This is a genomic window from Litchfieldia sinesaloumensis (genome assembly GCF_900156865.1).
In the GTDB taxonomy this organism is placed as follows: domain Bacteria; phylum Bacillota; class Bacilli; order Bacillales; family Bacillaceae_L; genus Ferdinandcohnia; species Ferdinandcohnia sinesaloumensis.
On sequence record NZ_LT732529.1, the window covers coordinates 4,514,265 to 4,527,850 of the forward strand.

The 13,586-nt window shown below is 37.0% G+C and carries 18 protein-coding genes and 1 pseudogene; 9 read left to right on the plus strand and 10 right to left on the minus strand.

All coding sequences use genetic code 11. From position 1 onward, the window contains the following. The first annotated feature begins 266 nt into the window (after positions 1-266). The 3 genes from CZ490_RS21910 to larC2 all read left to right on the plus strand — a co-directional run bounded on the left by CZ490_RS21910 (position 267) and on the right by larC2 (position 3,972). Positions 267-1,748 carry an MFS transporter gene (locus tag CZ490_RS21910; RefSeq protein ID WP_077620851.1) on the plus strand — a complete coding sequence of 494 codons (1,482 nt, stop codon included), beginning with the start codon at positions 267-269 and terminating at the stop codon, positions 1,746-1,748. Between the two features lie 242 nt (positions 1,749-1,990). Beyond that, positions 1,991-3,391: a glucuronate isomerase gene (uxaC, locus tag CZ490_RS21915; protein ID WP_077620852.1), complete on the plus strand. Its 1,401-nt coding sequence runs from the start codon at positions 1,991-1,993 to the stop codon at positions 3,389-3,391. A gap of 107 nt (positions 3,392-3,498) precedes the next feature. Further along, a complete protein-coding gene (gene larC2 / locus CZ490_RS21920; RefSeq protein ID WP_077620853.1) occupies positions 3,499-3,972 on the plus strand; it encodes a nickel pincer cofactor biosynthesis protein LarC2 in 474 nt (157 codons plus the stop codon). Between the two features lie 86 nt (positions 3,973-4,058). Here larC2 and CZ490_RS22740 read toward each other — a convergent pair whose 3' ends face one another. From CZ490_RS22740 to CZ490_RS21945, 6 genes and pseudogenes are all read right to left on the minus strand, one after another. Beyond that, positions 4,059-4,529, minus strand: a complete 471-nt coding sequence (locus CZ490_RS22740) for a peptidoglycan-binding domain-containing protein (RefSeq protein ID WP_234987329.1) — start codon at positions 4,527-4,529, stop codon at positions 4,059-4,061. A 66-nt stretch (positions 4,530-4,595) separates the two neighbouring features. Continuing rightward, a pseudogene (locus CZ490_RS22745) lies at positions 4,596-5,108 on the minus strand (peptidoglycan recognition protein family protein); the annotation flags it as partial. Positions 5,109-5,265: 157 nt separating this feature from the next. Continuing rightward, entirely contained in the window at positions 5,266-5,454 is a 189-nt protein-coding gene (locus CZ490_RS21930) for a YfhD family protein (RefSeq protein WP_077620855.1), read from the minus strand. Between the two features lie 106 nt (positions 5,455-5,560). After that, complete coding sequence (locus tag CZ490_RS21935; RefSeq protein WP_077621145.1) at positions 5,561-5,692, minus strand: YfhE family protein; 132 nt, start codon at positions 5,690-5,692, stop codon at positions 5,561-5,563. 86 nt (positions 5,693-5,778) lie between these two features. Further along, positions 5,779-6,336 (minus strand): GNAT family N-acetyltransferase, encoded by a 558-nt coding sequence (locus CZ490_RS21940; protein WP_077620856.1) that lies wholly within the window; start codon positions 6,334-6,336, stop codon positions 5,779-5,781. A 357-nt stretch (positions 6,337-6,693) separates the two neighbouring features. Beyond that, the gene (locus CZ490_RS21945) at positions 6,694-7,602 is read right to left on the minus strand and encodes a TIGR01777 family oxidoreductase (protein ID WP_077620857.1); all 909 of its coding nucleotides are present in this window, start codon (positions 7,600-7,602) and stop codon (positions 6,694-6,696) included. Between the two features lie 98 nt (positions 7,603-7,700). Between CZ490_RS21945 and recX the strand changes: the two genes are divergently transcribed. Beyond that, complete coding sequence (gene recX, locus CZ490_RS21950; protein WP_077620858.1) at positions 7,701-8,513, plus strand: recombination regulator RecX; 813 nt, start codon at positions 7,701-7,703, stop codon at positions 8,511-8,513. 4 nt (positions 8,514-8,517) lie between these two features. After that, on the plus strand, positions 8,518-8,838 hold the full coding sequence (locus tag CZ490_RS21955; protein WP_077620859.1) for a YfhH family protein: 321 nt from the start codon (positions 8,518-8,520) through the stop codon (positions 8,836-8,838). A 41-nt stretch (positions 8,839-8,879) separates the two neighbouring features. On the opposite strand, the gene CZ490_RS21960 is transcribed toward CZ490_RS21955, so the two are convergent. From CZ490_RS21960 to CZ490_RS21970, 3 genes are all read right to left on the minus strand, one after another. Then, complete coding sequence (locus CZ490_RS21960; RefSeq protein WP_077620860.1) at positions 8,880-9,032, minus strand: YpzG family protein; 153 nt, start codon at positions 9,030-9,032, stop codon at positions 8,880-8,882. Positions 9,033-9,142: 110 nt separating this feature from the next. After that, positions 9,143-9,301 (minus strand): small, acid-soluble spore protein K, encoded by a 159-nt coding sequence (locus CZ490_RS21965; protein WP_010677476.1) that lies wholly within the window; start codon positions 9,299-9,301, stop codon positions 9,143-9,145. A gap of 186 nt (positions 9,302-9,487) precedes the next feature. Continuing rightward, positions 9,488-10,471 carry a metal-dependent hydrolase gene (locus tag CZ490_RS21970; protein ID WP_077620861.1) on the minus strand — a complete coding sequence of 328 codons (984 nt, stop codon included), beginning with the start codon at positions 10,469-10,471 and terminating at the stop codon, positions 9,488-9,490. Positions 10,472-10,628: 157 nt separating this feature from the next. Between CZ490_RS21970 and mutY the strand changes: the two genes are divergently transcribed. After that, on the plus strand, positions 10,629-11,708 hold the full coding sequence (mutY, locus tag CZ490_RS21975; RefSeq protein ID WP_077620862.1) for an A/G-specific adenine glycosylase: 1,080 nt from the start codon (positions 10,629-10,631) through the stop codon (positions 11,706-11,708). Positions 11,709-11,725: 17 nt separating this feature from the next. On the opposite strand, the gene CZ490_RS21980 is transcribed toward mutY, so the two are convergent. Further along, positions 11,726-11,956 carry a cytosolic protein gene (locus CZ490_RS21980; RefSeq protein WP_077620863.1) on the minus strand — a complete coding sequence of 77 codons (231 nt, stop codon included), beginning with the start codon at positions 11,954-11,956 and terminating at the stop codon, positions 11,726-11,728. A 164-nt stretch (positions 11,957-12,120) separates the two neighbouring features. Between CZ490_RS21980 and CZ490_RS21985 the strand changes: the two genes are divergently transcribed. The 3 genes from CZ490_RS21985 (at position 12,121) to ntdP (ending at position 13,526) form a co-directional block, all read left to right on the plus strand. Then, positions 12,121-12,294, plus strand: coding sequence for a gamma-type small acid-soluble spore protein (locus tag CZ490_RS21985; RefSeq protein WP_077620864.1), 174 nt, complete (start codon positions 12,121-12,123; stop codon positions 12,292-12,294). A gap of 207 nt (positions 12,295-12,501) precedes the next feature. Continuing rightward, positions 12,502-12,756, plus strand: coding sequence for a YgaB family protein (locus tag CZ490_RS21990; protein ID WP_077620865.1), 255 nt, complete (start codon positions 12,502-12,504; stop codon positions 12,754-12,756). A gap of 239 nt (positions 12,757-12,995) precedes the next feature. Further along, complete coding sequence (ntdP, locus tag CZ490_RS21995) at positions 12,996-13,526, plus strand: nucleoside tri-diphosphate phosphatase (protein WP_077620866.1); 531 nt, start codon at positions 12,996-12,998, stop codon at positions 13,524-13,526. The last annotated feature ends 60 nt before the right edge of the window (positions 13,527-13,586 follow it).

Below are 13,586 nucleotides of genomic sequence, written 5' to 3' on the forward strand. Positions count from 1 at the left end.
CCAACTAGGGCAGTCCTTTTGCTTTTATCTCGGTTATAAACATTTTCTAGTTTTTCACATCGAAAAAAATATAAAAAATTTGTAGAAAAAAGTCTTGTATATAAAAGCGGTTTCATATATTATAAGTTTATAAAGTTAATTTGTTGGCCAAACAAATTATAAACTATCCAATAACGGTGGATAGCGAATAGATTTGTAGTTAGTTTGTTTAGTAGAAAAATAATAAACCATTTGAAAGCGGTTAATACGCTAGGGAGGTTACAAATATGTCAGCAACATCAGCTGTAAATAATCAGCAATACAACAAAGCAAAGCTTTGGGAAATTGGTTTCTTCGCATTAAATAATACCGCAACGAATTTATATATGTTCATCTTGGCATTTGTATCCTATTATGCAGCTGGAGTTGCAGGTATTGCGGTTGTTGTAGTAAGTACAATCTTAATGGCAATGCGAATTTTTGATGGTATCACAGATCCAATCGTAGGATTTTTAGTTGATAAGACGGAAGGTAAGTTTGGTAAGTTCCGACCATTTATGGTTATCGGAAACATCATTCTAGCCGCTTCTATACTTGTAATGTATAATGTAACTCATCTAGTACCTGAATCGTTTAGACTATTGTTCTTTATCTTAATTTATGCGGTTCATATTATCGGATATACATGTCAAACGTCTGTAACAAAAGCAGCACAAACAGTTTTAACAAATGATCCAAAACAACGTCCTTTATTCGCAATCTTTGATGGCGTTTACAACACATTGATTTTCACTGGTGGACAAGTTTATGTAGCGTCTTACCTTGTGAAAAAACACGGTGATTTCAATATGGCATTATTTACAGAATTAAATACTCTTGCAATCATTCTTGCGGGTGTATTTACAGTATTAGCTGTAATTGGACTTTCTAGTAAGGACAAGAAGGAATATTTCGGATTGGCTGAGGATACAGTACAAACAAAATTCCGTGATTTCTGGCCAATCTTAAAAAACAATAAGCCATTGTTAAAATTAGTTACTGCTGTAACCGTTGACAAATTAGCATTCTCACTTTTACGTCACGCTGTAGTAGTCGTTATGTTGTTCGGTATCTTGATTGGTGATTATGCATTAAGTGGTACAATTTCAATGATCACAATTGTTCCAACGCTATTAATTACTTTCTGGGCAGTAGCAAAGGCAAGAAAAACAGGTATGAAGAAAGCGTTCTTATTCTCAACATGGATTGCATTAGGTACATTCGTTGCACTAATTGCGATGTTTGTGTTAATTGATGGTTCATCCATTTCAATGAGTAACGTTGGAATTGCAACAGTCCTATTTATTGCTCTATACACTATGGCAATGGGCTTTGGACAAGTACCGTCAACTCTAGTTAATCCAATGATCGCAGATGTATCGGATTATGAAACTTCAAAATCTGGAAGATATGTACCAGGTATGATTGGAACATTGTTCTCTTTTATTGATAAACTCATCACTTCTTTAGCACCTGCTATCGTTGGTTTTGCAGTCGCTTTAATCGGCTTTAAAGATGCATTCCCATCTGTTACAGATGTGTTAACACCTGAACTTAAAGTAGTAACAATTATCTTAGCGTTCGGTATTCCAGCTCTAGCACTACTTATTTCTGGTTTAATTATGAGCCGTTATGAATTAAGTGCTGAGAAAATGGAAGAAATCCAAGCGACAATAGCTGAGAAAAAATCTAAGAATACTACTAAAAAAGAAGAAAAAATTGCGAACTAAATAAATTGTAAACGATATAAGCCCCTTGACTTAGTGAAAGCTATTAAGTTAAGGGGCTTATTCTTCTATTATAATCATAGGATATTTTTGAAGCTTAAATGAATCTCTAAATATGGGGTGATTGATAAATACATATGACTGGCTTTCGAGAATACCTAAGAATAAGATTATGCAATTTATGTTAAGTTAATTTTGTAGGATTACTCTAACTAACTATTAAATAGAAATGAGGTTATAGTAACATGAAAAAATTTATGGATGAAACATTCTTATTGTCAAATGACACTGCAGTTACTCTGTACAATAATTTCGCGAAAGATATGCCGATCATCGATTATCATTGTCATTTAAGTCCGCAAGAAATTTACGAAAACAAAACCTTCAAAAATATTACAGAAGCTTGGTTGTATGGTGATCACTATAAATGGAGAGCGATGAGAGCTAACGGAATCGAAGAAGATTTTGTAACAGGTAATGCATCTGATTATGATAAGTTTATTTCTTGGGCAAAAACAGTACCGATGACTATCGGCAATCCATTATACAACTGGACACACTTAGAACTCCAACGTTTCTTTGATGTTCATGAGATTTTAAATGAAAAGTCTGCACCGGCAATTTGGGAAAAAGTGAATAATAAGCTTACTGGCGAAGGATTCGGTGCAAGGGATTTAATTAAAAAATCAAAAGTTGAAGTAGTCTGCACAACTGACGATCCAACCGATTCACTTGAATATCACAAGCTTATTGCTGAAGATACAAGCTTTGATGTCAAAGTATTACCAAGTTTCCGCCCAGATAAAGGTTTAGAAATTAACCAAGAAACGTTTGTAGGTTGGGTGAAAAAACTCAGTGAAGTATCTGGTGTTGAGATTTCAAGCTACGATGACTTCTTAACAGCATTAGAAAATAGAATCGAATTCTTCCATTCGCTTGGAGGACGTGTATCTGACCACGCGCTTAACACAATGATGTATGAACATACAACGAAGGAAGAAGCTGCAGCAGTATTTGAAAAAGGAATTAAGGGTGAAAAGGTTTCAGTTGAAGATGAAACTAAGTATAAATCATATACACTTGTATTCCTTGGCAAAGAATATGCAAAACGCGACTGGGCGATGCAACTACATATTCATGCACTACGTAATAATAACTCTAGAATGTTTAGCAAACTAGGACCTGATACTGGTTATGACAGCATTAATGAGGGAGAAATAGCACGTCCATTAAACGAATTATTGGATGCATTAGATAGTGAAGATGCACTTCCAAAAACAATTCTTTATTCTCTAAATCCAAATGACAACTACATCCTTGGCACAACAATTGGTAACTTCCAAGGTGGAGGTAAGCCTGGAAAAATGCAATTTGGAACGGCTTGGTGGTTCAACGATCAAAAGGAGGGTATGCTTGAGCAAATGAAGGCGCTAGCAAACCTTGGCTTATTCAGCCGTTTCATTGGTATGTTAACAGACTCTAGAAGCTTCCTATCTTATACAAGACATGAATACTTCAGACGTTTGGTTTGTAATTTACTCGGTGAGTGGGTTGAAAATGGAGAGGTACCTTACGACATGGATTTACTAGGCGATGTTGTAAAAGGAATCTGCTATAATAATGCAAAAGAATACTTTGAGTTCTAAAAAGTAACATTAAGGATTCATTATGGATAGCTCACCTAATACGTGGGCTATTTTTGATTTCCAATGATATACTAGCGATAATGAATTTGAGAGGAAGGAAGGTCCAGATGGATAAAAAGTTAGCTCCTAATCATGAGCATATTGATGACGGGATGATCAAACTTGAAGTAAATATTGATAATATGTCGGGTGAATGGTTGGGGTATGTTATGGATTTATTATTCGATGCAGGTGCTAATGACGTCTACTACACACCAATCTATATGAAGAAAAATCGACCAGCGGTGCTATTACAACTGTTATGCACCAAACAGAAATTGGGTAAGATGAAGGAAATTTTATTTACGGAAACAACAACGCTTGGTTTGAGATACTATCCACTAACCGTCCATCGACTACAGCGAACATTTACCGAGGTTGTTACAAAATGGGGTAAAGTAACAGTAAAAGAAGGAATCTTCGAAGGAGAAGCGATTCAAAGGTCTCCAGAATATGAGGATTGTCGCAAAATAGCAGAAAACAACAGTATTCCATTGAAAAAAGTATATGAAGAGGTTTGGAAAGTGCTTAATAAACAGTAATGACAGTTCCTTTGGTTAGAATACTGTCACTAAACCAAAAATACTGTCACTAGAAAAAATGAATAAAACCCACTGAAACCAGTGGGTTACATATCATTAATTTCCATCTGTATATACTTCTTTGTTTGTGGACCGTAAATGCCATCATCTGCAAGTGCAGCATACATCGATTGAAATCTTCGAACGGCATCTTCGGTCAAAGGACCATAGCTACCATCGATCATTTTTGGGTCAAAGTTAATGTGTTTTAGTGCACGTTGAATCATGCGAACTTCTTCACCTTTGTCCCCTCGTCCCCATACTCCGTCTGGAAGTGGAAACTCTTCATCAGTTGAATTGTTTTGTTTAATAACTTCTTCAAGTTTACTTAAAGTAGCTGGCCCAACTAGTCCATCTACACCTAATCCATATCGTTTCTGGAATCGCATGACTGCATTCTCAGTTTCAGCACCGAAGCTACCGTCCGCGCCATAGCGTGGTAGGGGGAAACCAGCTTTAATCAAGTCTTGTTGTATTTCCCTAACAAAAGGACCTGTATTCCCTCTACGAATCGGCAATCTTGTTGAAACACCAGCAACTACAGGTGCCGGATTGCTTGTAGGAATCCCTTTAAAATCACGGTTATATGATTCTTGGACATCATTTATAAACTCCTCCCAAGAAATACCATGTGGGCGTAGCGCATTTTGAGGATCTGTTCGTCTAGATGGATCCAAGGCACTATGCGCCACTATATGTCTTTTCGGGTCTAAATTGAACTTGTCACACAAATAGGCATGATACCAAACATATCGCTTATATGCTTCTTGGAAATTGATTCTCCCACCATGACATAGCTCAACTCCAATTGCCGCATCATTCGCATCATCGCCGAAACGCTCATTATCAGCAGTTATATTATAGCGAACGTGCCATGCCTTTTCGGTAAGTGGGATTATTTCTAATACATATTTATCATCAATAAAAGTGTGGGCAGATGCACTCGGCTGGGAGCGGTCAAAATAATTTCGATTCCCATACGCAGTGGAACCAGGATTACCTGTATCATGACTTACGATAAAACGTACTTTTGAAACTTTTTGTCCTGAACGTGAATTTCCAAAACGAATATAATCTCTTGTAATTGGATACTCCATTTCATTCACCTCCATGAAAAAATGAGTAATCGATTCATTCTATGTTCGTTAAGTTTGTACTGTACCAAAAATATACTTTTGTAACATGGAGGTAATAATGAGGTGAGTAAACAAACAAAAACCGAAGGACCAAATCCCTCGGTTTCTTAACTAATGATTATTTCTTTTTTCGTTCCTTTGCTCTGGCATCTGCTGCATTTGAACGTGCTAGAGCTTCTAAATCGTCCTGGTCAGCAAGTTCACGTGAGAACTCTACATCTCGACCATCAGATTTCATGTTCTTTGGAACCTGTGGTAAGCTTGCCTTGTTTTTATCACGTGTTTTATGTCCTTGTGCTCTTCCCATTGTCAGACACCACCCCTACATTAATGGAGAGGTTGCAATTTCAACCTACTCAATTATTAGGATGACCTTTAGAATCAACTTAATAAGTGGAAATTTGTATGTAATTTTAGTGACGAGCCTGTTTTTTAGTGTAGCCACCAGCTTGGTCTGCTAGTTTAAATTCTCTAGAATAGACAACCTCTTGCATACTGCTTAATGTACTTTTTGACTTATTGTCACGTCTTTTTTCTTTTGCCATGATAAATTCCTCACTTTCTAAGTAATGTACTATTATTTTAACCATCCCAAAAAAATCCAAACAAAAAACCCGTTTAAAAAAACGGGTTATGCCTCTTTCAATTGTTCTTCTTCAGTTATATGTCCAACTCGTAGCGTATGCATTGTATATAAATCCTTGGAAACTTCAAAGAGATTGTAAATATCACCATTAGCATTTAACTGGTCGAGCAAAGTCTTTCTCGTTTCATTTGCAGAAGTGACAAAAGGTAGCTTTTGAACTGCCTTGGTAGAACGAAGATTTACTTTCTTGACCCTCATGAAAATCGTTTCAATTTCAAGCTCATAAAACAGTTCTGAAAAGAATGCATCCTTAGCAGCTTGGTTATACCCTTTGCCATGGAATGGCTTACCGAGCCAAGTTCCAAGAAAGCCTGCATTATCTTCGATATCATATAGGTTAATTGTACCGATTGGAGAGCCCCATTCATCTAAGATGGTACGTGAAATCAATTCACCACGCTCTTCTGCCTCAATCGTTTGCTTTGTTATAAATAAAAACTCTTCATATGAATATGCTTTTTGACGCACAAATGGGAAGACATCTGGGTGCACCATAAGATCATAAAGAGCTTGACAATCTTGAAGTTCACGCTTTTTTAGCATCAGTTTCGCCTCCAATGTGAGGACAGACCGGACCTGTGGTATGTCGAATCCACCCTCGAAATTTTTTGTGTGATGTTCAAGTAAACATCACTAAGAGATAAAAAATTTCGGGGTGGGAATCGAACCCACTAGAACCAGTGAAACTGGTGGCGCACCATTTGCCTTCCCTAAAGTTAGCCAATTTTTGTTAGCCAAATTTAAGTTAATATTCTATTGTTGAGCACAATTTTTTTACTTCACTCTCTAGGTATCATACTCGAAACTTTTGTAAAAATAAATAGGTTTTTTGTGAAATTTTTGTATCAAATTATTGGTAATTTCGACGTATCTATTTGATTCTTGTAGAATTATGTCGAGTTACTTTTTGAGAATGTTAATGAGTGCCTTATCGAGTTTTTCATAGGTAAAGGAAAACCCTTGCTCCATCAGTTTTTTCGGTAGCACTTTCTGTCCTTTTAAAACCAATATGCTCATTTCACCGAGTAATAACCTTAAGGCAAAACCAGGTACAGGTAACCAGTGAGGCCTATTCATGATTGTGCCAACAGTTTGACCAAAGGTTTTCATTTGTAAGGGGGTAGGGGAGGTAAAGTTGACCGGTCCACTAAGATTCTCTATGTGTAATAAAAATTCGATTCCTTTTAAGACATCATCAATATGAATCCATGATAACCATTGATTTCCGGAACCAATCGTACCTCCAATATAAAAATGGTAAGGTAAAATCATACGAGATAGTGCTCCAGCACCCTCACCTAGTACAACACCAAGACGTAAATAACAAGTGCGAATTCCAAATTCGGAGGCTTTTGACGCTTCATTCTCCCAAGTAGCAACCGTTGTTGCAAGAAAATCACTACCCCTTTGTTTGGACTCTTCCGTAAAGGTCTCGAATACGGAAGTTCCATAAATCCCAATTGCACTCGCATTTAAAAACACTTTAGGTTTCTTCGGGAGGGAAGCGATGATGCGAAGTGTCTCCTTTGTTGCTGTCACCCGGCTATCCACGATTCGTTTTTTTCGAGAATCTGTCCAACGTCCACTGTTTAGTGACTCTCCAGCCAAGTTTATGAAGGCATCCATATCCATTAACTCTGCTTCTGGATTACTATTTGGAGTGAGCCATTCCACATAATGGAGTGTTGGTTGACTACTTGTTTTGTCTCTGCTTCTTGTTAATATAAACACTTCATGATTTTGACTTAAAAGATAGTCAGTAAGTCGCTTTCCTACAAAACCGGTTCCACCTGCTATTGCAATCTTCATTATGTTCTTCCTTTCGTTCCTTTTCCTACATAATTCAATAACTTTTCCATATATCCTCTAAAATTCTTGTGCTACTATATAAGGGAGGTGTAATTCAAATGGCAATTATAGCAAAAATCACAACTCAAAAGAAAAATGCAGAGAGATATAATATTTTTCTTGATCATGGCAAGGGCGAGGAGTATGCGTTCAGCGTTGATCAAGACATTCTTATTCGTTTTCAACTAAAAAAAGGAATGGAACTGGATGAGCTAGATATCACAGAAATTCAGTTTGAAGACGAAGTGAAGAAAGCCTTTAATATGGCGCTTACTTTTTTATCGTATAGAATGCGCTCCAAAAAAGAAATTGTGGATTACCTTAAGAAAAAAGAAGTGGATGACCCGATTATTCCCGATGTAATCCATAAACTTATTGATTATAAGTATATAAATGATGAGGAATTCGCGAAAGCGTATGTCCGCACTCAAGTCAATACAGCAATCAAGGGACCAGAGGTTATTAAACAAGAGCTTATTGAAAAGGGTATTGAACAGGATATCCTTTTGAAGAGTCTTTTCCTATATACGATGGGCGAGCAGGTTGAAAAGGCAATAAAGCTCATCTCAAAAACAATCCCAAAGAACAATAAAGCCTCAGAACGTCAGACAAAGCAAAAAATTGAGCAAACACTACAACGCAAAGGTTTTACATGGGATGTTATCCAAATCGCCATGGAAGAGGCAGTTATTGAAAAAAATACGGATGAAGAGTGGGGTGCTCTCGAGCATCATGGTATGAAAGCTCACCGTAAATACTGTAAATTAGAAGGCTGGGAATACGAGCAAAAGATGAAACAAGCTCTCTTCCGCAAAGGGTTCGATTTAGATATGATTGAAAAATACATTAACGATATTAAGGATGGAGACTAGTAAGATGCAGGAAAAACGATATAGCCAAATGACAGAGTTTGAATTAAGACAGGAAATTGCGGGCTTAAAAGAACAAGCGCGAAAAGCAGAGCAACTGGGTATGGTTAACGAACTAGCTGTACTTGAACGAAAGGCTGCCATGGCAAAAGCATATTTGCTTAATCCTAAGGACTTTCATCCAGGAGAATCATATGAAATTGACGGCGATCCCGGTAGCTATTTTAAAATTGACTATATAAACGGTGTATTTGCTTGGGGTTATAGAGTGGGACAAGAGGATAAAGAAGAAGCATTACCGATTTCATTACTTATAAAGCAATTATAAAAACCAGAGAGGCTTTCCTCCCTGGTTTTTATGATACCATGTTAGGACTGTTTTCTTGTTTGATGCTCTAAGATAATGAGGTTTTGTGTACGTCTAGTTTCTCCATTCACCTGTGCCCAAGCATGTTTTGGATTAGCCCATGCTTTTTGGAACGGACTAGAATATTCGTTTTGTCTATACCCTTTTTTACCCATAACACGCACCTCCAAGTAAGTCTCGATTCGATTTTTTGCCCCGGGATGTGGGTTACAAAGACGTTGCTACAGATGTGGTGTAATAAGTCTTTGACCGTAAAACCTCTGTGTTAAAAATCGTGTCGTTCACTTGAAGCCTTCATTCGCTCTTGTGGATGTGTGTTAATGGAACCATCTGCTCTTGTTGAAGCGTATTCTGCTTTTGCTCTGGGTTCACCCTGAAACTTATTACGATTCTGGTTTGGGAATCCTCGTTTCTTGTTCCGCATGCGAATACCTCCTATTAGAAGCAAAATTGGACGTCGTGTAAAAAGGAAAGGTGTATTTCCTTTAAACACGTATTACTAGTATGGAGTACTTGTCCTTATAACATGTAAAATGAAGAACGTGAATTAATGGTAATGCATAGAACAAATAATAATCCCCATAGTAATAGTTACTATGGGGAAAATCGGTTATCCTGGGACTAATTCCAGTTTCTTGCGGAGCTTTTCTTCACTGAAAATCCAACCAGTATAAGAAGTAATTATCTTTAAATCGAGGTCTAACTGTACAACTGCAACAAAAGGATAATGCCCTTTGCTTCGATAACGCAGATCGATAAACCGAACTTCATAATACTCATCGTACTCATCTACTTCCCATCGATAAACAGGTGAGAAGTGAAGAAAGGCAGCTAAGTTTTTATCTTTTTTCGCAGCATGTATGACCGGTGTATCCGGAACAGGACATTTAGCAAATTGATCATGTATACTAATCTCATTGTCTTTTGCACGTGCCACATAAAAATACTTATCCGTTACAACAGCAATATGCCATTGATTAAATCGATAGGTCGGAGAAATAATGATGTCCGATATCGTATCATCAATTTTAGCTCTTATTGCCGTTTCGACCTTATTTCTCATTCTAAATCGGATGATATAATAAGCAAATAGTAGAACGTATACCGAAAAAAACGTGATACCTGGATGTAGGCCAAATTTCCATACGATTATACCTGCTAAGTGTATGAGGAAAATAAATGGATCAAACGTATTTATTACCCCTAATGCAACCCATTTGTGTGAAAAAGGTCGTAATGCTTGTGTGCCATATGCGTTGAATATATCAACAAATACATGGAGAATGACACCAATAAAGGTCCACATCCAAAGGTGTAATAAGTTAGCTTCAGGAAAAAAGAACAAAAGAACTCCGGTTATTAATATTGGCCACAATAAAACTGCAGGGATAGAATGTGTAATTCCTCGGTGGTTTTTTATATAATGAGCATTATTACGTAATTTTAATATGGTATCAAGGTCGGGTGCTTGTGACCCAATAAGTGTACCGAAGATGACTGCTTGAGTTGTAGCGGGATTTACTGTAACAACTGGGTCCAGTGTAGCAATGCCTCCTAAGGCAAGACCCATAACGACATGAGTTCCTGTATCCAAATACGAGACCTCCTTTTTTCATACGTCCTATCTTTAATGTATCCAACAATCTTAATTTAAAAAGCAAACCGATGAAATTTCGAAATCAATCTTGTTAGACATCAGTAGGTAAATTAGTATAATTTTAGCACCTTGTGAGAGGGAATGGTATAAATAAATGATAATGTTAGATAAATTTTCAATAAATGCATTTCAACGTGATTTAATTGAGTGGTTTGAAAAAGAACAGAGAGATCTTCCATGGAGACAAGATCAGGATCCTTATAAAGTATGGGTGTCTGAAATCATGCTTCAGCAGACAAGAGTTGATACAGTTATCCCATACTTTGAGAATTTTGTGTCAAAGTTCCCAACCATTGAAGACCTTGCTAAAGCCGAGGAAGAAAAAGTCCTTAAAGCATGGGAAGGATTGGGTTATTATTCAAGGGTTAGAAATCTGCACGCTGCGGTCAAAGAAGTTGCTGAAACGTATGGTGGCAAAGTTCCAAATACAGTGGGGGAAATCTCAAGTCTAAAGGGAGTTGGACCGTACACAACTGGAGCAATTTTAAGTATTGCATATGGGATACCAGAGCCAGCTGTGGATGGAAATGTTATGCGGGTTCTTTCAAGAATCTTATCGGTGTGGGATGACATCGCGAAACCCAAAACCCGCCAGTTGTTTGAGGATATTGTAAGAGAAATTATTTCAAAAGAAAATCCTTCTGCTTTTAATCAGGCGTTAATGGAATTAGGTGCATTGATTTGTGTACCTCAAAACCCAGCATGTCTACTATGTCCAGTTCAAGAACACTGTAAGGCCTTTGCAGAAGGAGTACAAAAAGAACTTCCAGTTAAAAGCAAGAAAAAGGCACCAAGAGCAATCTCAATGGCGGCGGTTGTTCTGAAAAATGAGGATGGTAAATTACTAATTCATAAACGTCCTGAAAAAGGTTTATTAGCAAATCTCTGGGAGTTTCCAAATGATGAAATCATTTCAGATTTACAAACACCGAAAGAACAACTGACTGAATTTCTAAAGACAGGATATGAAGTGGACGCAAAAATAGGACAAGCCTTTACAACAATCGAGCATGTATTTTCCCACCTTATATGGAACATTACTGTATTTGAAGGAGAAATAAAAGGAGAAATCCATGAAACGGACCATCTCAAACTAGTTAGTTTAGACGAGTTAGAGGCATTTACGTTCCCAGTTTCTCACCAAAAGATATTAAGAAGCTTTCTCACCAAATAAGAGAAAGCTTCTTTTTATTAATAGGGATTATCGTACGACAAACGTATATCATTTGTATAATGAGGGTTACGATGGAAACCGCCTCTTGCTTCAATTTCCTGGACGATTTCATTATGAAGGGATCTTCCCTCCGCATTCAAGTACGGAACAATTTGCTGAAAGGAATGGTGAAAAAAAGCAAGTTCACTTTCCTTCCATTCATTTTTTGGGATCATTGATAAATGAGTCATGTCTCGACCAGCATACATCTTCAATTTCCCTCCTTTGAAGTTTCACTTTGTTCAGTCCGTTTCAATTAATAAGATTATCCACTTGATGAAAAATTATCCTTCTAATTCGAAAATTATATAATTATTTTTACGGATATAAAAACCGATTTCGGGATAAATTAATGTTCGTGGAGGTGATAACAATGGCTAAACAACCAAACAAAACACAATCTGGAACAAACGTACAACAAGTAAGACAACAAAACGCTCAATCTCAAGGACAAGGTCAATTTGGTACTGAGTTTGCTAGCGAAACTAACGCACAAGAAGTAAGACGTCAAAACCAACAGTCTCAGTCTAACAAAGGACAAGGCTAATATACGTAAAGTAACTAATACTTAATACAAAAAGCACTTCCTACATTCGGTTAGGGAGTGCTTTTTTTCTGGAGTTCGTTGGTTCGAGGTGCTTTTGACAAAACCTCCTAAATAACTACATACAAAGACAAAGGAAATTAAGTCTATACAAAGAAGTAATAGGATATAACATTACTAACGCTACATAGACAATAGGAGGATAATATGATGAGCAATTTTGATGACCTTGTTGGTGAACAGCTAAAAACAATGGACAAGTTACTTTTCATTCAATCCGAAATTGAACGATGCCAAGAACTTGAAAAACAAATTCTGGAATTGCAAAAAGAAACAGAACTTCAATCAATACAAGACGAGATTAGCCGTATGCAGGAAGAACTAGTGCAAATTCATGACCTATTTCAGCAGCAAACTGAAGAAGTCATCCGATCTTATCAAGGAAAGGTTCATCAAACTGTTTAAGAATCGGAGTTGTTCCCGGAGTCATCGAAAATTCGGTGGCTCTTTTGTATGACATTATTCGCATATCCGACATGCCATATTTGATAAATGCCATATTAAACCGTTATAATAATAGAAAAGGTTTTTCTTTGTTTTTATACTTACGATATGGGAGTTCGGTATTAACCTTATTGTATAAAAAGTAGAGATTAAGATATGTATAAGACAAAGCTGCCCAAAAGTGAAAGTAGGGAGAGAGAATGGGTATTCCCATGGAAGGAGATAAAATACAAATCCATAGCTACAAGCATAATGGTCATATTCACCGTGTATGGGAAGAAACTAGGGTCCTTAAAGGCACACAAAGCCTAGTGATTGGTGGGAATGATCGGACAACTGTGACGGAATCTGATGGTCGAACCTGGATCACGCGTGAACCGGCTATTTGTTATTTTCATGCGCGCCATTGGTTTAATATTATCGGAATGATTCGTGAGGATGGAGTGTATTATTACTGCAATATTAGTTCGCCATTTATTACTGACGATGAAGCACTAAAATATATCGATTATGATTTGGATATCAAAGTGTTTCCAGATATGACATTCATTTTATTGGATGAGGACGAATATGAGAAACATCGTCGTGAAATGAACTATCCTGATGTTATCGATAAAATCTTAAAAAATAATGTGGACAAGCTTATCCAATGGATTCGGGGACGCAAAGGTCCATTTGCACCTGATTTTATAGATATATGGTATGAGCGTTATTTAACCTATCGAAGTTAACCGTTTTACGAAAAACCTGTTGGAACTAAGCAACAGGTTTTCATTTTTGCACTAAAGTTG